The sequence below is a fragment of the Halorubrum kocurii JCM 14978 genome (assembly GCF_000337355.1).
Classification (GTDB): domain Archaea; phylum Halobacteriota; class Halobacteria; order Halobacteriales; family Haloferacaceae; genus Halorubrum; species Halorubrum kocurii.
This window is the reverse complement of sequence record NZ_AOJH01000101.1, coordinates 13,060-37,259: the sequence shown is the minus strand read 5'-3', so window position 1 is coordinate 37,259 and position 24,200 is coordinate 13,060. Positions and strand designations below refer to the sequence as shown.

15 protein-coding genes are annotated in these 24,200 nt (G+C 60.8%); 9 read left to right on the top strand and 6 right to left on the bottom strand.

The features are described from left to right. The first annotated feature begins 131 nt into the window (after positions 1 to 131). From C468_RS16060 to C468_RS16055, 3 genes are all read left to right on the top strand, one after another. A complete protein-coding gene (locus tag C468_RS16060) occupies positions 132 to 2,018 on the top strand; it encodes a hypothetical protein (protein ID WP_152422942.1) in 1,887 nt (628 codons plus the stop codon). A 9-nt stretch (positions 2,019 to 2,027) separates the two neighbouring features. Further along, the gene (locus tag C468_RS17700) at positions 2,028 to 3,161 is read left to right on the top strand and encodes a glycosyl hydrolase (RefSeq protein ID WP_152422941.1); all 1,134 of its coding nucleotides are present in this window, start codon (positions 2,028 to 2,030) and stop codon (positions 3,159 to 3,161) included. A 200-nt stretch (positions 3,162 to 3,361) separates the two neighbouring features. Continuing rightward, the gene (locus tag C468_RS16055) at positions 3,362 to 5,125 is read left to right on the top strand and encodes an asparagine synthase-related protein (RefSeq protein ID WP_152422940.1); all 1,764 of its coding nucleotides are present in this window, start codon (positions 3,362 to 3,364) and stop codon (positions 5,123 to 5,125) included. A 12-nt stretch (positions 5,126 to 5,137) separates the two neighbouring features. Here C468_RS16055 and C468_RS16050 read toward each other — a convergent pair whose 3' ends face one another. Further along, the gene (locus C468_RS16050) at positions 5,138 to 6,082 is read right to left on the bottom strand and encodes a glycosyltransferase family 2 protein (RefSeq protein ID WP_049912287.1); all 945 of its coding nucleotides are present in this window, start codon (positions 6,080 to 6,082) and stop codon (positions 5,138 to 5,140) included. A 275-nt stretch (positions 6,083 to 6,357) separates the two neighbouring features. On the opposite strand from C468_RS16050, the gene C468_RS16045 reads away from it, so the two are divergent. After that, positions 6,358 to 7,422 carry a glycosyltransferase family 4 protein gene (locus tag C468_RS16045; RefSeq protein WP_008849951.1) on the top strand — a complete coding sequence of 355 codons (1,065 nt, stop codon included), beginning with the start codon at positions 6,358 to 6,360 and terminating at the stop codon, positions 7,420 to 7,422. A 216-nt stretch (positions 7,423 to 7,638) separates the two neighbouring features. On the opposite strand, the gene C468_RS16040 is transcribed toward C468_RS16045, so the two are convergent. Both C468_RS16040 and C468_RS18210 read right to left on the bottom strand, forming a co-directional pair. Continuing rightward, the gene (locus tag C468_RS16040; protein ID WP_008849950.1) at positions 7,639 to 8,991 is read right to left on the bottom strand and encodes a hypothetical protein; all 1,353 of its coding nucleotides are present in this window, start codon (positions 8,989 to 8,991) and stop codon (positions 7,639 to 7,641) included. Between the two features lie 469 nt (positions 8,992 to 9,460). Continuing rightward, positions 9,461 to 12,535: a hypothetical protein gene (locus tag C468_RS18210; protein WP_152422939.1), complete on the bottom strand. Its 3,075-nt coding sequence runs from the start codon at positions 12,533 to 12,535 to the stop codon at positions 9,461 to 9,463. A gap of 607 nt (positions 12,536 to 13,142) precedes the next feature. Here C468_RS18210 and C468_RS16030 point away from each other — a divergent pair. Continuing rightward, on the top strand, positions 13,143 to 14,504 hold the full coding sequence (locus tag C468_RS16030) for a sulfatase (protein ID WP_008849947.1): 1,362 nt from the start codon (positions 13,143 to 13,145) through the stop codon (positions 14,502 to 14,504). 60 nt (positions 14,505 to 14,564) lie between these two features. Here the strand turns inward: C468_RS16030 and C468_RS16025 are convergent, their stop codons facing one another. From C468_RS16025 to C468_RS16015, 3 genes are all read right to left on the bottom strand, one after another. Continuing rightward, entirely contained in the window at positions 14,565 to 15,419 is an 855-nt protein-coding gene (locus C468_RS16025) for an aldo/keto reductase (RefSeq protein ID WP_008849946.1), read from the bottom strand. A 575-nt stretch (positions 15,420 to 15,994) separates the two neighbouring features. Continuing rightward, on the bottom strand, positions 15,995 to 17,368 hold the full coding sequence (locus tag C468_RS16020; RefSeq protein WP_241431023.1) for a lipopolysaccharide biosynthesis protein: 1,374 nt from the start codon (positions 17,366 to 17,368) through the stop codon (positions 15,995 to 15,997). Positions 17,369 to 17,971: 603 nt separating this feature from the next. Further along, the gene (locus C468_RS16015) at positions 17,972 to 18,430 is read right to left on the bottom strand and encodes a DUF5793 family protein (RefSeq protein WP_008849944.1); all 459 of its coding nucleotides are present in this window, start codon (positions 18,428 to 18,430) and stop codon (positions 17,972 to 17,974) included. 202 nt (positions 18,431 to 18,632) lie between these two features. Between C468_RS16015 and C468_RS16010 the strand changes: the two genes are divergently transcribed. From C468_RS16010 to C468_RS15995, 4 genes are all read left to right on the top strand, one after another. Next, the gene (locus tag C468_RS16010; protein WP_008849943.1) at positions 18,633 to 20,435 is read left to right on the top strand and encodes a type II/IV secretion system ATPase subunit; all 1,803 of its coding nucleotides are present in this window, start codon (positions 18,633 to 18,635) and stop codon (positions 20,433 to 20,435) included. After that, the gene (locus C468_RS16005; RefSeq protein WP_008849942.1) at positions 20,432 to 22,570 is read left to right on the top strand and encodes a type II secretion system F family protein; all 2,139 of its coding nucleotides are present in this window, start codon (positions 20,432 to 20,434) and stop codon (positions 22,568 to 22,570) included. Before C468_RS16010 ends, C468_RS16005 begins: the two co-directional genes overlap by 4 nt. An 86-nt stretch (positions 22,571 to 22,656) precedes the next feature. Beyond that, positions 22,657 to 23,319, top strand: coding sequence for a class I SAM-dependent methyltransferase (locus tag C468_RS16000; RefSeq protein WP_008849941.1), 663 nt, complete (start codon positions 22,657 to 22,659; stop codon positions 23,317 to 23,319). Between the two features lie 47 nt (positions 23,320 to 23,366). Continuing rightward, positions 23,367 to 23,951, top strand: a complete 585-nt coding sequence (locus C468_RS15995; protein WP_193788262.1) for a hypothetical protein — start codon at positions 23,367 to 23,369, stop codon at positions 23,949 to 23,951. The last annotated feature ends 249 nt before the right edge of the window (positions 23,952 to 24,200 follow it).

Here is a 24,200-nt window from a genome sequence, read left to right as displayed (position 1 = left end):
CGATCACCGCACCGAAAACTGATTCTGGTCTTGAACCTGCCAGCAGACGGCCGGTTGAATTTTCCATCAAACATCCTTTAGAGAGGGTTAGGACGTTGCTAACAATCTCTATCGACCCTCTCGTTCAACCGATGAGCGATCGTCAAGGAGCATCAAGTTCAGGATCGGCCGGCTCCTGGCGCAGGCTGCTCCTTGCGATAGGCTTCATGGCCGTCGCCATCGGCACGATCGTCGCGTGGCAAACGCCAGCGACGGGGTACGAAGTATCGATGTACGCAGCAACTCCGGTGCCGTTTTGGATCGGTGTCTCTATCGGATTCCTCGCCGCAGCGGTGGTCACTTTGGAGTCGTGTCACGACAGACTCGCAGGGTTAGCGGTGGGGCTTGGCTGGTTGACTACCGTCTCAATCGGATCGTTACCGGTTATCCGTAGCTACCGATTTTACGGCCGCGCAGATCCGATGACCCATCTCGGTTGGGCAGCAGAGATGCTGGCCGGGAATATGCGGTTCGGAGACGTGTTCTACCCGGGAGGACACAGCACGACCGTGTTACTGACAGACGCGATTGGTGTACCCGTTGAGCGAGGGATGCTCTTGTTTGCCGCGTTATATTTTGTGTTGTACGCGCTGTTTATTCCCCTGATCGTAAAGGCGCTATTCGATAATAATCGGATGAGCGTAATCGCTGCGTTCTCCGGATTTACCGTGCTGCCGATCAACCAGATCGCGAACGGGCTGTTCTTTCACACGTATTCGATGGCGACATTTTTCTTTCCCGTATTTCTGTACGTGCTGGTGAAACACCTCAAGAGCAGCAGAAGGGGCGACTCGATCGTCCACCGCGTTGGCAGGTGGAACGTCTTGCTCTCGGTGCTAGGGGTCACGCTCATTTTCACGCACCCTCAATTAGCCTTAAACGTCGTTATCCTTCTGGGTACCCTGGTAGTGTTACACGGGTTGCGAAAACGACTCAATCTGTTTCTCACGGACCTTCGACCGGTCTACGGCGTATTCGTTCTTATGACCCTCTGTTGGGTGGCTTGGATTTTCCAATTCGAAATGGTATTCATCGTCGGTGAACGGGTGCTAGTCTCGACGTCAGAGGTAATCCTCGGAACTGGTAGCGCCGGCGAGTCGGTAGAGGCCAGGTACCAATCGGCGCTCTCGGTTGAAGCGACAGTACTCGAACTGTTCGTGAAGCTGTTCTTAGTACCGTCAGTGTACCTCGTGTTAGCGTTCCTGACGGTCGTGTTCTCTCTCTGGAGTCAGTTCACAGATTCTGGTCTGAAAGGCCCATCTACGGACGATGACTCTCTCACTCGGTCAGTTGTCATTTACTTCGGATACGTGGGACTCGTTCTCGGTCCATTCTTTTTGGCGCACTTTTTGGGTCCGGTCTCACACCTGTTCTTCAGGCACTACGGGTTCGCGATGGTGTTCGCCCTCGTCCTCGGGGCCGCTATGATTCACCACATCGGCGAGCTGATCCCGACTGGGGGATGGCGGCAAGCGGCCAGACCTGTCGCTGTCATCCTTCTCGTTGTCGCGCTCGCGCTATCGCTCTCAACCGTTTTTGCTTCTCCCTACATATACAACGGCTCACACCACGTAAGCGATCAGCACATGGACGGATACGAGACCGCAATAGACTACAGGGCCGAGGACATCCAGTGGAACGGAATCCGGAACGGCCCGGGTCGGGAGTTCGACGCGCTGGTCTCGGGAACGGTGCTCTACGACCGCCCTGACGTGAGTACCGGTGAGTCCACATACGGAGAAGAGGATCTCCGACTCCTCCTTTCAGGAGGGACAGCAGAAGCACAATATCTCCCGGTATCACAGGCAGATGTGGACCGAGAGGTGATCGCATATCGGGAGCTGCGGTACTCGGCGGGGTCGTTTGAATCGATCGGTGGTTATCCCGGAGTTCACCACGTACAGGATAACGGCGAGTTCGATTTGTACTACGTGACACCGAGAAGTTCGGGAGACGACCCTGGGCAGGACGAGGCCTAAATGCCGGGTATGAAGCTCGGCGGCGTCGAGGACGGTGTCGTCCACGTCACCCGAGGGCTGGCGGCCGGGAGATGGAGCCGGCGTCGCGGCTTCGAACGAGTGGGGTCGGTACCCGGATCCGACGTAGTCGCACGGTTCTTCGATACTCCCGCAATCGGCCGCCTGCTCAGTCGTATCATCGGATCCGTCACGACGGCGAACCTGTGGCCGATCGGCGGCGGTCGGCTGCTGGCGACCATTGGGAACGAACTGTTTTTCTCGGTCGATCAGGGGCGGTCGTGGAGCCTGGTTCACACGTTACCGGAATCCTCCGGGCCGATGGGTGTTCTTCCAACTGCCGTCTGCCAGCACGAAGACCGTGTCTACCTCGCCGAATATCCGCTCGGCGACGAGACGGCGAGAGTTATTGTCAGTGATGATGGGCGACGATGGTCGACGTACGTGAGCAACTCCGACGTGCGTCACTTCCATGGCCTGTTTCACGATCCCTACACCGGTTCACTCTGGGGAGCGACGGGAGATACGAACGAAGAAAGCACGATCGGACGGTTCATCGATGGCGAGTACCATCCCGTTGGTGGTGGCTGTCAGACCTGGCGGGCCGTCGATCTTGCGTTCACGCCGGATGCAGTGCTCTGGGGAATGGACTGTTCGTATGCTCCTCGAATCGATATCCTTCGGCTCTCGAGAGACGATATTCCCTCCGAGTCGGCCGACCCACTTGTCGACCAACCCACCCCGGAACCGGTTGGTGCGGTCGACGCCCCAGTATTCTACGCCGAAACAATCCAGTCGGATAGAACGACGTGGGTAGTGTTCTCGACGGCATCAACCACAGGAACGGATAGTACCGGTCCAGAAACCAACGGAATCGGGCCGAAACCGGTTCGGGTGATCGCGGCCTCTCGTCAGTCCGGATTCAAGCGATGGCATCAGCTGGTTGCCGTCGAGCGGTCAGCCACGCTCGGGACAGTGATTCCGGCGGTTCCGACCGCGAACGCATACGCGTTTCTGGACACGACGCCCGACGGAGACCTCCTCATCAATCCCTTCAACACGAGACGAAATCATGGAAAAATGATTGTTCGTAGCCCATCGTCGTTCGAAGAGGAACAAAGGCTGTCTATATACGTCGATAAATAATAATCCGTCTATTTATCTATGTTCGAATTGAGCGCATAGATTCGCGACATGTGCTTACTCGCACGAATCAGGGGGTAGACGCGAAATCAATCGTAACTGTCCCGATCGGTCGTAGGATCTGCACGCGGCATCCACCGTACTCAACCGATTGGTTGGATATATAATTCATAACAATATCCCGCTGTCTCCGACGAGGGAGTGTGCCGGGACTATTCGGCGGAGACGAGAATGCGCCACCTCCGAACGAGATGATAGCCGGGACGTACCGCCGGTCGTTCCACGACGAGGAAGTCCTTTGTGCGGATCCGACGCTCGGAATGGTTCACCACGGTGAACGTGATCCGGGCGGATACGAATTGGTTGACGGAGGGGATGTCGTCGGCGTACTGTACGGAGCGCTGTTCGGCACTCCGGAGAGTTTCACGAGGGACCTGATCCAGCGAATTCTCGATAACCCAGAGCGAATTATCCCGATGCTGGATGGGTCATTCGCGCTCGCGTGCCTAGATCGGGACGCGAATCGGTTCGTCCTCGCCACCGACAAGTTGGGAACTCGTTCAGTGTACTATACACGCGATCCACCGTTCGTGTTCGGCTCCGAGTTAAGTTCCGTGCTGACCGCGATCGAGGATCCGACTGTCGACGAACAGTCCGTTTCGGACCTGCTGACGATGATACACATCTGGGGCGACCGAACGCTTCTCGAAGATGTGAAATCACTCAGGCCCGCGACCTACGTCCTCGCAGAGAAGGGGGAACGGAGTGTTCGGCGGTACTGGTCGTTTCTGTTCGACTCTCGTCCGGAGGCCGGCTACGTCGAGGAGACCGCAGGCGCATACGCCGATGCCGTTAGTGCGTCGCTTGAGACCGTTCCTGGGACGCCGGGCGTCTGGTTGTCCGGCGGACTGGACAGTCGGATTCTTGTTGCGGCGCTAGAGCGAGCAGGTACCGAGTATCGAACGTACACGTACGATCGGGCGATGGATCCAAAATTCGATCCGTTCCTCGACGATATCGATATTGCAAACTCCGTCGCCGACACGCTCGGCGTCGAACACGACATCGTCGGATTCACACCCGAGACACTGGCCGAGCGGTTACCGGAACTGATCGAGATCACGGACGGCCAGCTCGGATGGAACACGCTCATCCATCTCTCACACGTCTTCGAGATCGACGCAACGAATCCGATGGTACTGTACGAGGGGCCGCCACTCGTCACAGGTGAAAAGGTCGGGAAGAACCACCTCGGTCGTGCCGATCACCCGGCAGATGTTTTGAGCGAACTCCATACGAGAGTCGATCCGAAGCTAGTGAAAGAAACACTTTCGGGTGATGTAGAACCGAAAGATACGTTCATAAATGAGGTCCGGGCCGTCGATCAAACCGGTAGTGACGAGCAGATCAGAGAGGTAACCCACCTCGTGTACAATTCTCGAAAACACTTCAGCGGTAGCAACAAAGTTGCCCGAGCGAGGGTGGGAACTCGTGTCCCGATCAGCTCGAAGGGGCTTCTCGATCTGGTCGGCGTCTTTCCCCAATCCCTGCGCCGAGGATCGATCCCGCTTACGGGCGGACGTATCCCGCACGTACCCTCTCGGATGAAGTTGGAACTGATGCGGGAACTGGACGGTGCGCTAAACGAGATTCCCTACGGGGCGACACAGCTCCCGCCGTCGTACCCACACGCGGCTCACGGTGCTGGGTTCGTGGTCAAAAACGCCGTCCAACGTCTCCTCTCGGGAAGCACCGTGGGAGAATGGTACCGCGAGAACGACTGCTTCCGGGAGTACCTGGACGAGCTCCTGTACGGGGCCGTCGAGCGTGAGCTGTTCAACGCTGAACCGATCCTCGAGGCGCGACGGGCACATCTTCAAGGCGACGACGATCATATTGTGTATATATCGGCAGTTACAACCGTCGAACTCTTTTACAGACGGATTCTCGGCCAGGAGTCTGCGTGACCTACTGTTGAGTTACTGGAGCGCATTGAGTCGCCGCTTGACCCATCGAGCGGTCCCGAAGGTCACCGGACCACCGCAGGCAACCACCAGGTAGAGATACGCTTTCGAGGAGAAGGGGTCGTATCGCAAGGTACGAAGTAGTAACCTGACTCCTGTGAGGTACCGGCCGGTATCGAGAGCGGCGAATGCCAGCGACTGCGAGAGGGTCGCGACGAAGCGGCGTTCGGCACGCGGGCCACGCGCCGCTCGGATCCGTTCACGATGCCGATCCAACAGGAACGGATACGCGATCTCTCGTCGCTCTTCGAATGTGTCTGTTATCTGATCGTGGGTGCCACGGGTTCGCACGACGATCGGCTCCGGGATCGCCCCAAAGTCACAGTGAAAAGCGAGTCGGAACTGCCACTCCCAGTCCTGCCAGCATGGGAGTCGCTCGTCGGGCGTACCAGCACTGTCAATGACGTCCGAGCGAACCGCGAACCGAGAGAACGAACCGACACGAGTTCCACTCAAGAGGGCATCGAGCGCGTCACTCTCGATCGTCGGTCGGAACTCCCCAATTTTCGTTCCGTTTTCGTTGACCGTTCGAACACCGACCGTTACGACGCCTACCGACGGTCCTCCCGATTCGAACGCGTCGACGTACCTCCGTACGACGCTCGGCCCCCACCGGTCGTCGTCGTCCAGGAACGCGATCACCTCACCGGTCGCCGCTTCGATCCCGGTGTTCCGAGCGGCGTTCGCGCCCATATTTTGCTTGTGACGTATCACTTCGGTACGTCGGAGCCCAGCCGTATCGACCTCGTTCACTGTCGCTTCGATCGGCTCGGGCGAACAGTCGTCGACAACGATCAGTTCGATCGGAGCGTACGTCTGGTCAGCGACGCTACGCACGGCATCACAGAGGAACTTTGGACGTCCGTAGGTTGGAATAACAACGCTGACCGAGTCAACCATTCGGACGCTGATTGGACAGCAACTGATTTAGTTAAGCATCTAATTTGGTATGTACAGTATCCTTTCGACCGTTTCGATCATATTTCCCACCCCGAATCTGTGAATAGGCTGGCAAGCTCAGACCCCAACGAGGGAATCCGCATCGAGATGACCCGGCCGCACAGAACATCCGACATCGGTTCAGCTACGACCGGAAGGAGGGCACTAACGATACGTCGGCTACAAGAGATCGACCTTATGGAGGGAGAGCGCTCGCACCAGGTCGGGCGGCACAAATGACAGAATTCGACACCGACATTCTTCTCGTGGGAACGTTCGGCGGTGGCGGGATTCACCACTACATCGAGAATCTAATGGTACACCTTCCGGACGAGATCGCGACGGAAACGTACGATATGCGATCTGATCCGAACGGGGAGGGTATCAGGTGGCTACTGACTTCGATCGTCATGTCGATTGTCGCTGCGGTCCGTTTTCCGGTTCGGCGGCGACCCGATCTCGTTCACGTTCACTCGTCGTACGCGTTCTCGTTTTACCGAGCGGCGTTCTACGTTTTCGTGGTCGCGTCGCTCTGGCGCCGGCCGATCGTCTTTCACGTCCACGGATCGTCTTTCGATGCGTTTCTCGAGACAGATTCTCGGATCGTTCGTATAGTCCAGTCCGCCGTGTTCAAGCGGTGTGATCGGATTATCGTGCTCTCTGACTACTGGCGACAGGTGTTCGAAAGCCGAGTTCCAGGGCGCAAGATCAGGGTTGTTCCAAACGCAGTCGACCCAAACCGATTCGATCCCGAATATAGTCACGATCCAACGCGAGTGACATTCGTCTCGTCGCTCATACAACGGAAGGGTGTCCGGGAGTTGATCGAGGCTGTGGACGAGCTGGCGTCGGATAGATCGCTCGACTTCGAGCTGGCGATAGCCGGTTCCGGACCCCTGAAGGAGTCAGTTGAGACGCTTACAGCCCGCCACGAACACGCCACGTACCACGGATTCGTCACAGAACGTGAGAAGCGTCGATTGCTCTCGACTGGTGACGTATTTGTTCTTCCGTCCCATGCGGAGGGGTTACCGATCGCAATGTTGGAAGCGATGGCAGGAGGCAACGCAGTCGTCTCGACAACCGTCGGGAGCATCCCGGAAGTAATCGACGACGACGGAGGAACGCTCGTCGATCCGGGTGACTCGGCCGCCCTCGCAGACGCTATCGGTTCACTCGTCGAGAAAGACTCAGCAGCCGAACGAATGGGGCGAAAGAACCGTTCCCTTGTCTGTGATGAATATGCGTGGGCGACAGCTGCAGAACGAATCACGGCAGTCTACGAGGAAGTTACTATTTGATTAGTGGCGGGAGAATAGCCGGACATCGCCCTCCAACGTCTTCCGAAATTGGTCCCACCGAACCCCCGACCCTGCTGGATTTAGTCTAATTCACCGGAACGGCATCTAAAACGCAGGTCAGTTCTTTGGGGTCGCGTTTGTGCTCCTACAGAGATATAAAGAAAGGCCATAGTTAACACGGGACGCGCTTGTCGGAACGAAACAACAGAACCCGCCTCAGAACGGGAGGTCCTCTGGGGCCTCTGAGGAGATCCCCTCGGTGACGACTTGAGCGACGTCTCCGGTAATCAGTTGTCCAGGGGTACTAATTGTCGTGTCTTCAATGGTAACATTCTCACAGTTTCGAACGCGGACTCCATCGACAGCGCCGTCAGATGCGTAAATTACGCTCTTGGTAATGAGCGAATCGTCCCAGTCGTCACTAATCGAGACAATCGCCCCCTGTGGCTGTGAATCTCCCGATAGGTAGATTCCAACGCCGTTGAATGTGATTCCCTGTGGAGGGCTTGCATCCGGTTTTCGGGGATCGACTCGAACTGTTTGAAGCTTTGTCTCATTGATTATTCGGCAGTTCTTGAATACGGCGCCGCCAGGATTAGAGCGTCCGGTGTTCGTCACCCGGATCAACCCCCACCCGCCATCCGAAAGGATCGAACGACACACGATGTCGCAGTTCTCGTAGGTAGGTTGTGAGTAACCGTGGCCAGTGGAGTCGAGCATGATGCCATTGCTCCCGTGCTTCGACCACTCACCGGTGCCAATGGGTCCCGCATTCTCGTGATCGATGACGACGGTCGCACCGGTTACGCTCGAGTCCTTCGACGGGTGGTTCCCGTTGTGAATACGGAGCGAGGAGAGATGACAGTTCTTGAAAAGACCGTTTCGGACCGTCACTACGCCATCGCCGTGTGTATGACGGACGCCGTTCGAGCCGATTTGATGAATCTCGACATCCTCGAGGATGGTCTCACCGACGTGACCCATCGCCCCAGAACGGGTACCGGTTCCATAGAACCGGATCCCGGTCATCGAGTGGACACCAGTTATCGTGTAGTGACCGGAGACGTGTGCTCCGTCTCGGCCGATAATCACTCGTCTAACCGTGTTTACACCGTCGACCGAAAGGCAACCGGGATCGAGAAGTTGGCCCAATTGGGTGGTCTTCTCGGGGAGAAACCCGCGCCATTCGACGTCCTGTATCAGCGATCCGCCTTGCGTGCGGCACCTGACCCCAACGTACTTCTCGTGACTATCGATCGTAAAGTTGTCTAGTAGGACGTCTTTCCCCCCGTTCTGATGAACGAACCAGTAACTGTTCTCGGCATTGGGAAAGTGGAAGACAACATCCCCGTGATTGTCTCCTATTCCCTGAATTCCGAAACGCGAGAGGTTACCGTCGATGACGGCAGATTCCGACACCGTGTACTCTCCCGGAGGAAACCGTATCAGGGTCCCCTGCTGATAGGCGCGCTGGATTGCATCGTCAATAGGGTCCTCCCCTGTCGGATCCATCCCGAGATCCTCGACGGCATTCTGAATTCGATCGAACTCAATCCCGTAGTCTTCCACATCGTCGTCCTCACGGTCCGACTCACCCTCCCGTCTCGGATCGGAAGCCGGCTCCCGACTTCCCGAACCGCCACATCCGGCGAGTAACCCGGAACCGGCGAGTGAAGCCGCCGAAAGATACTGCCGACGGTTCATTTTACATACCATCAGAGGCGGCGCTATCGCCGGGCCGCTTCCTGGCCCATCGTTTCTGATCCGTTATCAAAAATGTACAGCTCGCGTAGTTGAACTGTGATGGAGGCAACACTGATCGGGTAGAACCGAACCTAAGTCATAATTATACAGTGTCTAATAAGACGAACGCTCCGATTACACGAGAACGAGGAGAAAGCCCACGACTTCTGTTGTGGGAGAAGTCACGTTCCAGTTTTGACGCGATATGTCCGACGACCGCAAAGTAGGTCACGCCGATTCCGAGAGGGAGTCGGAACCGAGCATGCGGGATCGTATTCCGAGACGGAGTAACGTCTCAGTTCTCGTTGAACCGGAGGTCCGCGGTACCCCGTATTTCCAAGGATTCGAGATCGCCGCTGAAGCGGTACCCGTCAGTCTCGGTGTCAGCTACGCCCTCGATCGCGTTTCCTTTAATTACGTCGTCAGTTTCGACCGGGCCCAAGTCGGGGGATTTTCGCACGTGGCCCGAGACGCTGAACGCGTATTCTGTCACGTGCCCGACTCCCTCAACCACAATCCAGCTCTGGAGAGTCGGATCCTCTTCCGTCTGAAGCAGGGTCGGTTCGACTTGCTGATCGTCGAGATACACGCCGGCTTCGCCCTCGAATTGGAAGTGGGTGATGTCACCCTCGAACCGGAAGCTGTCGACACCATTTACAACGCTCCCCTCTGCAGAGGATCCTGACATTTCTAACTCCCCATCCAGAGATCCGTTGGGGTCTTTCCTCAACTCCCCGTCGACCGTGAAGTCGTAGGTCGAGGTCGAACCGGAGCCGATGATCGTGAGCCGATTCGGCAGCCCGTAGTCGTCGGGATCGACAACCTCTCCCTCGAGGAGAACGTCTGCCTGTCCCTGTAGCCGCATCGAGACGATGGCTCCGGTGATTCGGTAGGAGTCGCCGCCCCAGCGCGTGCTGTCACCGGTGTAGCCGGCGACGACGCCCTCGACGGTGTAGCTACCGTCGTCGTTCTCGCGGATCGTGTCCGGCGCAGAGACGTCAGGGTTCGAGGGGTAGTCGCCGTCGACGATATGTTCCACCCGGCCGTCGACGGTGAAACTGTACTCGAACGCGTCGGCATCTTCGTCTGCGATGACGCGCAGCGTTCGACTCTCTTGGATGGTGTACTCGTCGGGATCGATTACGTCGCCGTTCACGACGACCTCCGCAGGCCCTGCCTTCGAGAACTCGATGAGTTCTCCGGTGAACCGGTAGGAGTCGCCGCCCCAGCGCGTACTGTCACCGGTGTAGCCGGCGACGACGCCCTCGACGGTGTAGCTACCGTCGTCGTTCTCGCGGATCGTGTCCGGCGCGGACGCATCTGGGTTCGAGGGGTAGTCGCCGTCGACGATATGTTCCACTCGCCCGTCGACGGTGAAACTGTACTCGAACGCGTCGGCATCCTCGTCCGCGATGACGCGGAGAATATTTTCAGATCCGTCGTCACTTGTGGTATCGTCACCAGTTCCGTCACTCGTCTCATCGTCCGACCCGCTGACGAGCCGGGCAGGATCCACAGTTTCGCCGTCGATCGTAACGGCGGCGACACCGTTGAGACTGAACGCAGAGAAGTCACCGGTGAACCGGTAGGAGTCGCCGCCCCAGCGCGTACTGTCACCGGTGTAGCCGGCGACGACGCCCTCGACGGTGTAGCTACCGTCGTCGTTCTCGTGGATCGTGTCCGGCGCGGACGCATCTGGGTTCGAGGGGTAGTCGCCGTCGACAATATGTTCCACTCGCCCGTCGACGGTGAAACTGTACTCGAACGCGTCGGCATCCTCGTCCGCGATGACGCGCAGCAGACTCGGATCCTCCTCGAAGCCACCTTCGTCGTCACCGGTTGAATCAGTGCCCTCGGAGACCGCGTGACTCACGTTGGTGGTCGTAACGTCCGCGTTCTCGAACACGGTTGCTCGACCGGACACGTCGATCGTAGTATCCTCGATCGTGACATCGTCGCAATTCTCGATGAATACTCCGTCGACATCTCCATTGGGAGCGTGAATGACACAGTTCCGGATCACAGACCCATCCCAATCGTCCCGAAGGACGAATGCCGCCTCCCTGTACTGGTCCGACGCCGTGACCGTGATCTCACAGTTCTCGAACAGCCAGTGACGCGGCGCATCCACGTTGTCCTCTCGTTCGTCGATCCAAATGGTTTGCAGTTCGGTATCGTTAGTGATTCGGCAGTTCCGGAAGGCGCCGCCACCCGGACTGGAGGATCCGCTGTTGTTACACCGTATCAATCCCCATCCATCGGTCGGTTCCACATTTCGACAGATGATGTCACAATCCTCGTAGATCGCCTGTGAGTAGCTCTTACTCGTCGAGTCAAGCATCACAGCGTTACATCCGTGCTCGTTCCACTCCCCGTCACCCATCGGGAGATGATCGTCGTGATCGATCACCATAGTCGTCCCGGTGACGGAGGACTGTTTCGTGGGATGATCTCCCGCGTGGATGCGGAGGTGTGCGAGGTGGCAGTTCTTGAAAAATCCACCTCTCACAGTCACGACCCCCGTCGGGTGGGTACTACGGACACCGTTGCTGCTGAGTTGATGCATCTCGATGTCCTCGAGGATGGTTTCGCCCGCATGTCGGTCACCGTGGGCGTCGCTGTGCGGATAAAATCGGATCCCGGTGATACCCGTTCTACCCGTCGCCCAGCTGTGTCCGTGGATGAACGAGCCGTCTCGCCCCATGACCGTTCGCACGACTCGGTTGACACCGTCGGTATCCCGACAGCCCGGATCGAGAAGTTGTCCCGGCCAGCCGTCACGCTCGGGGAGGTACCCGGACCACTCAACGTCACGGATAAGCCCGCCATCGTTTGTACGAATTCTGATCGCTATCAGCTTATCGTCGGTGTCGAGTGTGAAGTTGTCCAGTAGAACGTCCTCCCCTCCGTGCTGATGGACGAACCAGTAGGAGTTGTCTGCGTTTGGGAAGCGGAACGTGACATCCTCATGGCTGTCCCCGGTTCCCCGGATCCCCCACCGGCTCGTTGATCCGGATATCACAGCTTCCGTCTCGATCCTATACTCGCCGGGAGGGAACTCGATGAGTGTCCCGGTCTCGTGAGCATCGTTCAGCGCCCCGTCTATTGAGACGTTACCGGTTGGATCCATTCCGAGGTCATCGACCGCGTCCACGACGCGATCGAACTGGATATCGCCCCGTTCTTCGGCGGCTGAAGTAAGTCCCGATGCACCGAGAACCGCACCTGCCGTCGCCGCACTCAGCTTCACGTAGTCACGTCTGTTCAGTAATCCTCCAGCGACGTCGGAATCGCCGCCATCTTCGTTTGGTTCTTTTCTTTCGCTTGAGCTGTCGCTATCGACGTCTTCGCTTGCCAGCTTGCGTGCCATGCAATTATTAATCAGATCTTAACCTATATAACGGTATTGTTACCGACGTGTTCATTATTATATGAATTTCATATCTACACATGAATTATAGTATGACAGTCTACTACTTTCATGTTTTCAGATCCCGTCCGCGAGGGTTTCAGGGCGAAGGGCTTTGTGAGCAGTAATTGGAGTTAATTTCGTATTAACCCTCGAAATCGGCGCTTCGAGCCGACCGAACAGTCGTTCGCAAAACGAGCCCCGTTGAGCGGCTGCAGGCCCGATAGCACAGCACGTCTTCGACGTGTGTGTTCTGGAGAGAACCCAACGCCCGCCCAAAGCGCCCGATCTGTTACGCACCATCACAAGAAGAATTCAAATCACCTACAGCGATGACGGATGCTAGGTTCGTCTGGGACTTTGTCAAACGAATCTCGTCCGATAGTGGACAGAAATAAACCGTGTCTGACCCGTTATCAGACAGGGGTTCGGTCGTACACAGATGTGTCTAGACCCCTGAGATACGGCGAATATAGTCGACCTTGATCGTTGAGGAGCGCGAGATATATTGTTGGTAATAGGGTTCAACGAGTCCATAACGAAGCCAACACCGAGACTCCGAGCGCATATGAGCAACCCCGACATCTTGTTCGTCATTCTCGACTCGGTTCGTCGGGACCGCGTCTCCGCATACGGGCATGAGCGTAAGACGACCCCGACCCTCGATCGGCTCGCGGAGGAGGCAACGCTGTTCGAAAGCGCGTACACTGCGGCGCCCTGGACGTTACCCTCGCACTGTTCAATGTTCACTGGCCTGCTGCCGAGCGAGCACGGCATCACGAACGGCTTCTCCGACCGGTCGTTGCGGCTCCCGGAGTCGATCGAGACGCTCACAGAGCGGCTTTCGGCCGACGGCTACCGGACGGCCGGGTTTTCAAATAATCCATGGGTCGGCTCGCTGTCCAAGATCGATAGAGGATTCGACGAGTACGTCGAGTGGGATCTCGAGATCGGAGTCGACGGAGACACCGACATCTCGACGATGCGGGACCGACTGTACTCGGCGGCACACGGGCTGCTCGCGCAGGCCGCCCGCCAGCCCGTGTTCCTGCTGAAACGGCCCCTGTTCACCTCGAATCTCGTTAATCGCGCGAGCAGGTGGCTACGAGCGACCGCCCGCGACGAACCGCCGGCGTTCACTTTCCTGAACCTGATGGAGGCACACAGCCCGTACTTTCCTCCGAAAGACGCCTTCCAGGATCTCGACCTCTCGCCGCCGGGACCGATCGAGCCACGGCTGTTGAACACAAAACTCCTGGCGTACGTCCTCGGCCGGAGCGACCTACCGCCGGAGCGACGCGAACGCGTTCTCGAGTTCTACGACGCGAGTCTCCGGTACCAGGACCGAAAGCTCGATCAGTTGCTGTCGGTACTGAAAGAGACCGGAAGGTACGACGACGCGCTCGTGGTGATAACCTCTGATCATGGGAAGAACCTCGGGGACCTCGACCGTGACGGGACGCCGCCACACTCCACACGAGAGGTCAACACCGATGTCCCGCTCATCGTCAAACGACCCGAACAGGACTCCCCGGAGCGAGTGTCAGACCCCGCGAGTCTGACCGGAATCTTCGATCTTGTCACCGATCCTGAACTGCCGCCGAGGGAGGCGTTGTGCAGCGAGGAGGGCACCCTCGTCGAGGACTACGTCCCGCACACCGGACGGACCAGCGAGCCGACCACCCAGTGGCGGATCCTCACCGATAGCGAGCACCGATACGTCAGGGCCGAGGACGGCAGAGACTACCTGTTCGGCCCAGACGGGGAACCGCTCTCAGGAGACCGGGAGCCGCTCCGGAACCGGTTCTCGGAGGCGATGGAGAGTCGAGTAGAGAAACTCTCGGAGCGAGGAAACGAGGCTAAGTCGGATCCGGAAAAGCTCTCGCGAGGCATCGAGTCGCAGTTGGAGGATCTCGGCTACCTGGAGTGAACGACGCTCGATCGAACGCTGACTTCACCACGGATGAGTCGGAACGGATAGACCGTCCCGTTACGAGATTGCGTCTCGGATCCGTTTTGGCACATACTGACCGATTCTGCTCCGGAAACGAGTAATAGCGCCCCGATCATGGTTTAGTCTGAACCAGAGCGGCCCCTCGAGGTCGTGGATCCGGTCCATCTGGGCGTTTGTGAGCTCGAAGTCGAACACGTCGAGATTCTCCCGGAGTCGGTCAGGTCTCACCGTCTTCGGGATCGTGACCACGCCGTCTTGCTGGACGAGCCACCGGATGGCGACCTGGGCAGCCGACTTCCCGTACTGGTCACCGATCTGTGAGAGAGTTTCATCCTCGGCAGCGAGACCCTCAGCAAGCGGGCTGTACGCTGTCAGCAACACGTTGTTCTCGCGACAGAACGAGAGCAGCTCGTCCTGATGGAAGTAGGGATTATACTGGACCTGGTTGGTCGTTATCCGGACTTCGGATGCGTCCATCGCCCGCTGGAGTTGCTCGATCGAGAAGTTGCTCACGCCGATATAGTCGATCTTCCCGGCCTTCACGAGTTCGGAGAGCGCTCCGAACACATCCCCCATATCCCCGCTGGGGTGCCACCAGTGGATCAGGACGAGATCGATCCGATCCATCCCGAGCCGCTGAAGCATTCCCTCGACCGCCTCGATCAGCCGTTCGCGGTCCAAGAACTCGGGATACCCCTTCAGTTTGGTCGTGACGAAGGCGTCGTCTCTGTCGACCGTCGAGACTTCGATCGCGCGGCCGACGGCGGCCTCGTTCTCGTACGCCATCGTCGTGTCGACGTGACGGTAGCCGATCTCGAGTGCCTCCCCGACGGCGTTAAAACACTCGTAACCACCGGTTCGGGAGGTTCCGAGCCCGATGGGCGGTATCACGGTTGAGGCATCATCTGACCCGTCTGCCGATTCGGGTGTCAGCGTCACGCTTTGTTTGTTCGAGATCACACCGACTCGATCGTCGTTTGGTTGGTAACAACTGCTGAGACGAGCAGTGATATCGCGTCAAAGACACGAGATACGCAATCCTGGCAATTATCAGATGCACCTCCGATCGGCACCTGGAATCGTTTCGGCCTCATACTACCGAACAGGCGTGTTCCACGTATTGTTATATCAAACATAATATCTGATGGGATTTGATCGTAGCCGAGCGAGCGACGGGAACACCCGGATGAATTGTACCTAGCAAACGTCGTCAGGCGGAGGCGGACCGTAAACGTGCGCTTGAATCGTGGGACGGTGAATTTGAACGACGATTACGATCCTACCAGCGATGGCCAAACGAGAGCCCACGCGAAAGCCATAGTGGAGACGCACAGTCTCCACGTCGTCAGACCTCGTCTGACGAGACCTCAACGAAGCGAACGGCGATAGCGCGGAACGGAGTTCCCCGGATCATTCGAGCGGCCGTAGACCAGCGAAAAGACACCGTGAACGAGAAGGGTAGTGGCTCACCCGAGACTTCCGACAATCGACCGAATATCACCCTCGATCTGCCACCGCGAGTACCGCGCTAACAAGAAACAGAGCACCGTGTAGACAATTACGCCGGCGGGAATCAAGGCGATGAGTTCGACGAGCGGACTCACCTCGAACATCTTGCGTACCTGCCAGAGGCCGCCGAACATACTGCCGGCAGCGACGACCGGGTAGAACCACTCCCTGGCGAACGCCATCGGGTCTGTCTCGGTGAGCTGTGAGATGAGGTACACGTCGAGCGGCAGCATCGGGAACGCGTACACGCCGACGACGACGAGTGCGACGCCTTCGATACCGAAGCGCTCGGCTGCCGGCCAGATCAGCAGAGCAATACAGACGACTCGGAGGGCACTAACTTTTGCGATAATGTCCGGGCGATCGAGTGCTTTAAACACGGACCCGAAGTTCCGTGTGATGGAGTGGAACAGTCCGTACAGCGCCAGCAACTGCATCGGGCGGATCATCCGCGTCCACTCGGGTCCGAGGACGACCGGAACGAAGCTCGGAGCGACGAGTGCGATACCGAGGGACATCGGAATTGTGACGAACCCCGTAAGTCGCGTCGTCGCGAGTAGCGCCTGACGGAGTTCCGAGGGACTGTCCTGGAGTTTAGAATACGCGGGGAAGCTGACGCTGGCGAAAACCTCCGAAACCTCCGAGGAGGGCGTGTCCGCGATCCGGTACGCGTACTGGTAGAACCCGAGCGCGGTCGCGGAGATGAACCAGCCGACGAAGGCGTCGTCACCCTCCTTATACAGAAAGTAGAGGACCGAGGAGGCCGTGATCCACTTCCCGTAGTCGATCAGTTCTTTCGCGATCGAGATATCGAACGACGGCCAGGGACGGTAATCGTGGACGAGGTACGAGAGTCCGAACCGGAAGACGTCTGCCGACGCGTACGCGAACACGAGCGCCCAGACGGTCGGCGAGACGAGGGCATAGCCGACGCCGACAAAAAACTGGACGAACCCGCCGCTGACATTATAAACGAACTCCTTGTGAAACTCGAGGTCCTTCCGGAAGTAGATGATTCCGGGGTTCCGAAGTCCGAATAGGAGAGGCCCGACCCCGATAACCCGGATCAGCGGCGTCGCGGACGGCTCGTCGAAAACCCCCGCAATGAGAGGGGCGAAGATGAAGAGTACCCCGAATATCACAGCACCCCGAGCGGCCTCGAGACACCAGGCTGTATCCAGGTAGTTATCGACGTTCGCAGACTTGTGTTGGATGAGCGCCGTTTTTAGTCCAATGTTCGAGAAATTTCGCGTCGCGCTCAACGAGATCAGTGCGATCCCGACGAGCCCAAACTGCCGGGGCGCGAGAAGTCGTGCGAGAACGATCAACATCAGGATCTGTAGGAACCGACTCGAGAACTTGATCCCGCCAGCCCAGATCCCGCTCTGGACAGTGCGATCGAGCAATGATCCGCTTGGGATGACTTTCCCTAAGAGGGCACGGAGACGATCCTTCACGGTGTTCTCCCGGTGAGTTCAGAGTGGAAGCTCATAGGTGGCCTGTCGACAGTCTACTCATACGTCGTCTCACTCGAACACGCCGGAGTTCATCAGAACAGGAGAAAGCTAATCACATCATAACAGGACTATGGGGTACGGCTCAGGGTCTGCTGCCCGACACCGTCGATCGGGATGCGGGCCGTGAGGGTTCTAGGCGTCGGCGAGCCGCGTTGTGGGCGTATCTCCGGCGCCCAGAACCTATCGTCGCCACATTCATCCCGAGAGTTCGGGTTGGGGGCTAGCGACGAACGTGCCTCGCCGCACGAAGCGAACACTTCTTACAAAAAAGAGGGAGAAAGTTCGCGATTTCAGTCGTAGTTCACTGACCGCGCAAAGCAGAGCATCGCGTAGGGGCCGTCGTTTTCGAACGACGACTCGTGTTACCGATTCAGCTTTTTTCGTTAGTGTCGGAGCGAAGTTATAAGCGGCATCCAGTCACAACTCGACGCCGGACGGGATCAGGCTCTCGTTGCGGAGGAGGTTCCCCTCGTGGTCGTACACGAGGAAGGTGTCCTTGTCGTAGGTGACGAGTCGCTCGCCGTCGACCTCGATCTCGACCCGGTAGTGCGCGTCCTCGTCGCCCGCCGAGTCGCGCGCGGCGTGGATGAAGGGGAGTACGTCCGTCGCCGTCTCGTTGAGTTCGAGGACGAAGTCCCCGGTGTAGCGGTTCGTCACGCCGACCACGCCCTCCGGGTCGTCGGCGCTCGAGAGCGGCTCTCGAAGCCGGAACGCCACGTCGACGTCGTCGGCGTCGAGGAGATCGCCGTCGGTCTCCGAGAGCCGGTCGCGGAGCAGGCCGTCCGGCCCGTGGAAGTCGATGCGGACCGACGGCGTCGCCTGCCGGTCGGCATCGTCGACGCCCTCGACGGTCAGTTCGAAGTAGTCACGCCGCATTTCCTGACTCGTACTTTGCGGTCGTCCCGTATGAACGTAACGGGCGGATCCCCCGCCGAGCAGCGCGAGGCGCGGGGTCGACGACGGATCTGGGCGACGGATCCGACCCGACGAGGCCCGCCCAGCGCCGGGCCCGATGTCGCCGCTGATAATTGCCGGGGGGATTTTAAACGGCCACGGCGCATACGGCTCCGTAACGACGATGGCGAGTGACGCGCGCGAGGACGACGCCGGGGACCGCATCGAGGCCCTCCGGCGGCGGCTCTCGCGGACGTGGGAGGTGTTGCGGGGCTCCGACATCGACGTCCGACCCTTCAGGCCGGACGCCGACGGCCCGCTCGCCGCCTTCGCGGCCCCCGACGGCGAGCGCGAGGTCGACCGGTACTGGGTGAACGCCCCGTACGCGTACGTCGTGATCACCTACGACGACGCCGAGAGCGAGCACCGGTACTACGCGGTCGAGCCGGAGCTCGACCGGTTCGAGCGCGACCTCCTCGACCGCGTCGTCGACGACATCCGGGACCCGCTCCTCTACCGCGAGGGCACCGGCCGGACCGACGAGGACACCCTCCGGACGGAGCTCAAGGGGCTGTTGGAGGGGTACGGCGTCGACGTCGGGATGGACACGTTCCACGCGCTCGCGTACTACCTCTACCGCGACTTCCGCGGCTACGGGAAGGTCGACCCCCTCCTCAACGACCGCCACATCGAGGACATCTCCTGTGACGGCTACGACCTCCCGATCTTCGTCTACCACGACGACTACACGGACATCGAGACGAACGTCTCGTTCGGGAAGTCCGCGCTCGACAACTACGTGATCCGCCTCGCCCAGCAGTCCGGGCGGCACGTCTCCGTCGGCGACCCGATCGTGGAGACGACGCTGCCGGACGGCTCCCGCGCGGAGCTCGCGCTCGGCGAGGAGGTGACGCCGCGCGGCTCCGCGTTCACCATCCGCCAGTACGCCGAGGACCCGTTCACGCCGATCGACCTCGTGGAGTACGGTACCTTCTCGATCGAGCAGATGGCGTACTTCTGGCTCTGTATCGAGCACAACAAGAGCCTCATCTTCGCGGGCGGCACCGCCTCCGGGAAGACCACCTCGATGAACGCGGTGTCGATGTTCGTCCCGCCGCGCGCGAAGGTGCTCACCATCGAGGACACCCGCGAGCTCTCCCTCTACCACGACAACTGGCTCTCGTCGGTCACCCGGGAGCGCCGCTACGAGGGCGCCGACATCGACATGTACGACCTGCTGCGCTCCGCGCTGCGCCACCGCCCCGAGTACATCGTGGTCGGGGAGGTCCGCGGCGAGGAGGCGATCACCCTGTTCCAAGCGATGAACACGGGTCACACCACCTTCTCGACGATGCACGCGGACTCGATCGAGACGGTGATAAACCGGCTTGAGAACGAGCCGATCAACGTGCCGCGCGCGATGGTCCAGTCGCTCGACATGCTGTCGATCCAGACGCTGACCCGCTCGGGCGACCAGCGCGTCCGACGCGCGAAGACGATCGGCGAGATCGGCGGCATCGACCAGCGCACCGGGGAGCTCGACTACTCGTCGGCGTTCAACTGGGACGCCGAGACCGACGAGTTCAGCCGGAGCGATTCGTCGCTCATGGAGGAGATCGCCGACGAGCGCGGCTGGTCCCGGTCCGAGCTGCTCCGCGAGATCCGGCGCCGCGAGCGCTTCCTCGAACTGCTCCGCGGGCTCGGCGTCACCGACTACCGGGCGTTCACCGCCCTCGTCAACGAGTACTACGCCGACCCCGAGCGCGTGATGGACCGGCTCGAAGAGCGCAGCGACGGCGCGGCCGACGAGCAGAACAACGGCACGGGCGGCGGGCAGAACAACGGCACGGGCGGCGGGCAGAACAACGGCACGGGCGGCGGGCAGAACAACGGCACGGGCGGCGAGCAAAACAACGGCACGGGCGGCGAGCAGAACAACGGCACGACCAAACCCTCGGGACCGGTCGGAGACGCCGGCGACGGATGATCGCGTCCCTCCCCCTCCTCGCCGCGGTCGGGTGTTGCCTGGCGCTGCTGCTGCCCGCGGTCGACGACGGGGCCGACCTGGTCGTCACCCGGGTCGCGCTGTCGCTCTTCGGGGATTACGTCGGCGTGGACGGCCCGCGGCGCCGGCGCCAGCGCGACCTGATGCGCGCGGCCCACATCGCCGGGACCCACCGGACGTACGCCGCCAAGACGCTCCTGTACGCGGGGGTGCTCGGCGTTGCCGGCAGCGTGATCGGCGTGTACGCCGCAGCCGGACTGCTGTCGGCGCTCGAAGTGAGCGAGGCGGCCCTGCGGGAGGCGCTCCCCGCGTCGCTGGGGTTCGTCGCCGGCGTGACCCGACTCACGGAGCTCGGGCTCGCCGAGCTGTTCCTGCTGTTGACGCTGGCGTCGGCGACGCTCGGGTCGGCGCTCGCGGTCGGGATGTACTACGGGCGGTGGGAGCTGCTCGACCAGCGCGCCCACGCCCGGGGCGCGGAGATCGACGCCACCCTCCCGCGCACCGTCGCGTTCATGTACGCGCTCTCGCGGTCGGGGATGCCGTTCCCGCGCGTGATGGACACCCTCGCGGAGAACGAGGCGGTGTACGGCGAGGCGGCGACGGAGCTGTCGGTCGCCGTTCGCGACATGAACGCCTTCGGCACCGACGCGCTGACCGCGCTCCAACGCACCTCCCGGCGCACACCGAGCGACGACCTCGCCGACTTCGCCGAGAACCTCGCGTCAGTACTCGGCACCGGGCAACCGGTCTCGGCGTTCCTCAGCGACCAGTACGAGCTGTACCAGGAGGAGGCCGAGGCGAAACAACAGCGGTACCTCGAGCTGCTCTCGACGTTCGCGGAGGCGTACGTCACCGCCCTAGTGGCCGGCCCGCTGTTTTTCATCACCATCCTCGTCGTGATCGGGCTCGTGCTGGAGGACACCCTTCCCCTGTTGCGCGTCGTGGTCTACCTCGGAGTGCCGCTGGCGACGTTCGGGTTCGTAGTGTACGTCGACAGCGTCACGCAGGGGGTCGGCGGCACCGAAGCCGTCGACCTCTCGGAGGCGATCCAGGGCGGGGTCGAAGCGAGGAGCGCAAACGCCGGGGTCGAGGGGAGCCCGCAGCCCGACGGCGGCGTGGCGAGCGGCTCACCGGTGGGGGACCGCTGGGCGGCGAGCCGCGAGCGCCTCCGCGCGTACGACCGGATCCGAACGCTGCGGCGGTGGGCCGCGTCGCCGGTCGAGAGCGTGCTCGACGCGCCCGGCGCGGTGTTCCTGCTCTCCGTTCCGATCGGGGTCGTCGGCCTCCTCGTGTTCGCCTTCCCCGTCACCCTCGGGTCCCCGACCGAGATGGTCGCGCAGGTCGAGCGGCCGATCGCCGCCGCGACCGCGCTCGTGCTCGCGAGCTACGCCGTCGTCTACGAGGCGCGCAAGCGCCGGGTCCGGCGGATCGAGTCGGCGGTCCCCGACTTCCTCGACCGGCTCGCCAGCGTCAACGAGGCGGGCACCTCCGTGGTCGGGAGCGTCCGCCGCGTCGCGGACTCGAACCTGGAGGCGCTGACCGAGGATCTGCGACGCACCCGCCGCGACATCGACTGGGGCGCCGACGTGGGCACCGCGCTCCGCCGGCTGGAGCGGCGGGTCCGGTCGCCGATGACCTCTCGGGCGGTCGCGCTGATCACGAACGCGATGCGCGCCAGCGGCGACGTCGGGCCGGTCCTCCGAATCGCGGCCGACGAGGCGCGCGCGACGTGGTCGCTCCGCCGGGAGCGCCGACAGGTGATGGTGACGTACCTCATCGTGATCTACATCTCCTTCCTCGTGTTCCTCGGGATCATCGCCTCGCTGTCGGTGTCGTTCATCCCCGCGATCGAGGAGGCGGCGATCTCGGGGGCGGGGGCAGGGGCCGGCGACCTCCCGGGCGCGCCGGGCGGTCCCTCGGGGATCACGGACGGGCTCGGGGACATCGACGCGACCGCCTACGAGCAGCTGTTCTTCCACGCGGCCGCGATACAGGCGGTCTGCTCCGGGCTCGTCGCCGGGCAGCTCGGCGAGGGCTCGGTCCGAGACGGCGTGAAACACGTCGTCGTCCTGCTCGCGTTGACGCTCGCTGCGTTCCTCGTCATCGGCCTGGTGTGAGTCGCGTCCGGGCGGTACCGAAGCCGCGATCGCCCTCGCCCGACGCGGGCCACCGGAGCTAAATCGGTCCGGGCCGACCGCTCGGTATGGACCCTCAGTCCGCCGGCGATCCGCGGTCGACGTACGACCGGATCGCCGCGCACTTCTCGAAGACGAGGGAGTACGCGTGGCCGGAGGTGGAGGCGTTCCTCGACGGCCGCACCGCGACGCGCGCGCTCGACGTCGGCTGCGGCAACGGGCGGCACGCGGAGGCGCTCGCCGAGCGGGCGGACGCGGTCGTCGGCGTCGACCTCAGCCGCGAGCTCCTCCGCGAGGCGGTCGCCCGGGCCCGTGAACGGGGGTATCACGGCACCACGTCGTTCGTCCACGGCGACGCCGCGAGCCTGCCGATCGCGACGGACGCGGTCGGGCTCGCGGTGTACGTCGCGACCATCCATCACCTCCCGTCGCGCGAGGCCCGAACTCGGAGCCTCGACGAGCTGGCCCGCGTCCTCGCGCCGGGCGGGACCGCGCTGGTGAGCGCGTGGAGCACGGCCCACGACCGGTTCGACCGAGCGGAGGGGTTCGACACGACGGTCGACTGGACGCTCCCGGGCGGCGAGACGGTGCCGCGGTACTATCACATCTACTCGCCCGAGGAGTTCGAGGCCGACATCGCTGATAGCTCCCTCGATCCCGTCGATGTCGACGTATCGAGCGGGAACTGCTACGCGACCGTCACCGCCCGCCAGCCTGATTATCACGGGTGATTTCGACGGAGGTGGATTAAAGAGATCCTGACGACCGCGTCGATGTAATGAGTTCCGCTCGCCTGGATCGGCTTTTGCGTCGGCTAGCTCCCGACGTGGTCACTCGAAGCTACCTCGCGAAGTTCGCGGTCGTCGTGTTGGTGGTGATCGCGGCTATCGGCTCAGTGGGGGCGATCACCTACGCGGAGACGACCGATCAGCTCGAGGCCACTGCACAAGAAGACTACACCGCCGTCGCGGAGTTAGACGGGATCACGCTCGACGGGTGGACCAGCGCCCGTCGCTCGATGGTGAGCGACATCGCGGACAACGAGGCGTTCTCGAAGGACCCCGACGTGACGAGCCGGTACCTCAGTTCGCACCAGTCGCGGACGACCGAGGGGGTGATCGCCCTCCATCACGTCGACCGCGAGGCGGGTACCGTGCTCGCGTCGAGTCAAGACGGCTCCGAGGCCGGTGCCGCCGTCACCGGTCAGGAGTGGTTCGACGACAATCTCCTGTACGGCGATCAGGTCTACACCACGCCGACGTACGCGGTCGACGGCCAACAGCGGGTCGCGTACGTCGGCCTGACGCCGATGCGGAATTACGGAAAATCGAGGAGAAAGCCTCGCGCTTTAGCGCGGGGATGAATCCGACAACAGAGACACTAAACACGAGTTTTATAACGATTGACAGTGTATCGTACCGTAAGCACATCAGACGAAAATTGGAGTTGGATTGGGGTCTCCGTCAATAAAAAGCAACCCTGCGTCGGATGTTCTACTCGCTCTTCGCGGGTGAGTCAGGTCGATGGCACGGCCTGTGAGGTGTAAGCAGATACCCAAGCACACCACGCCTCCCTTCGGAGGCCTGACGCACTACTCACAAACCACAGCCGA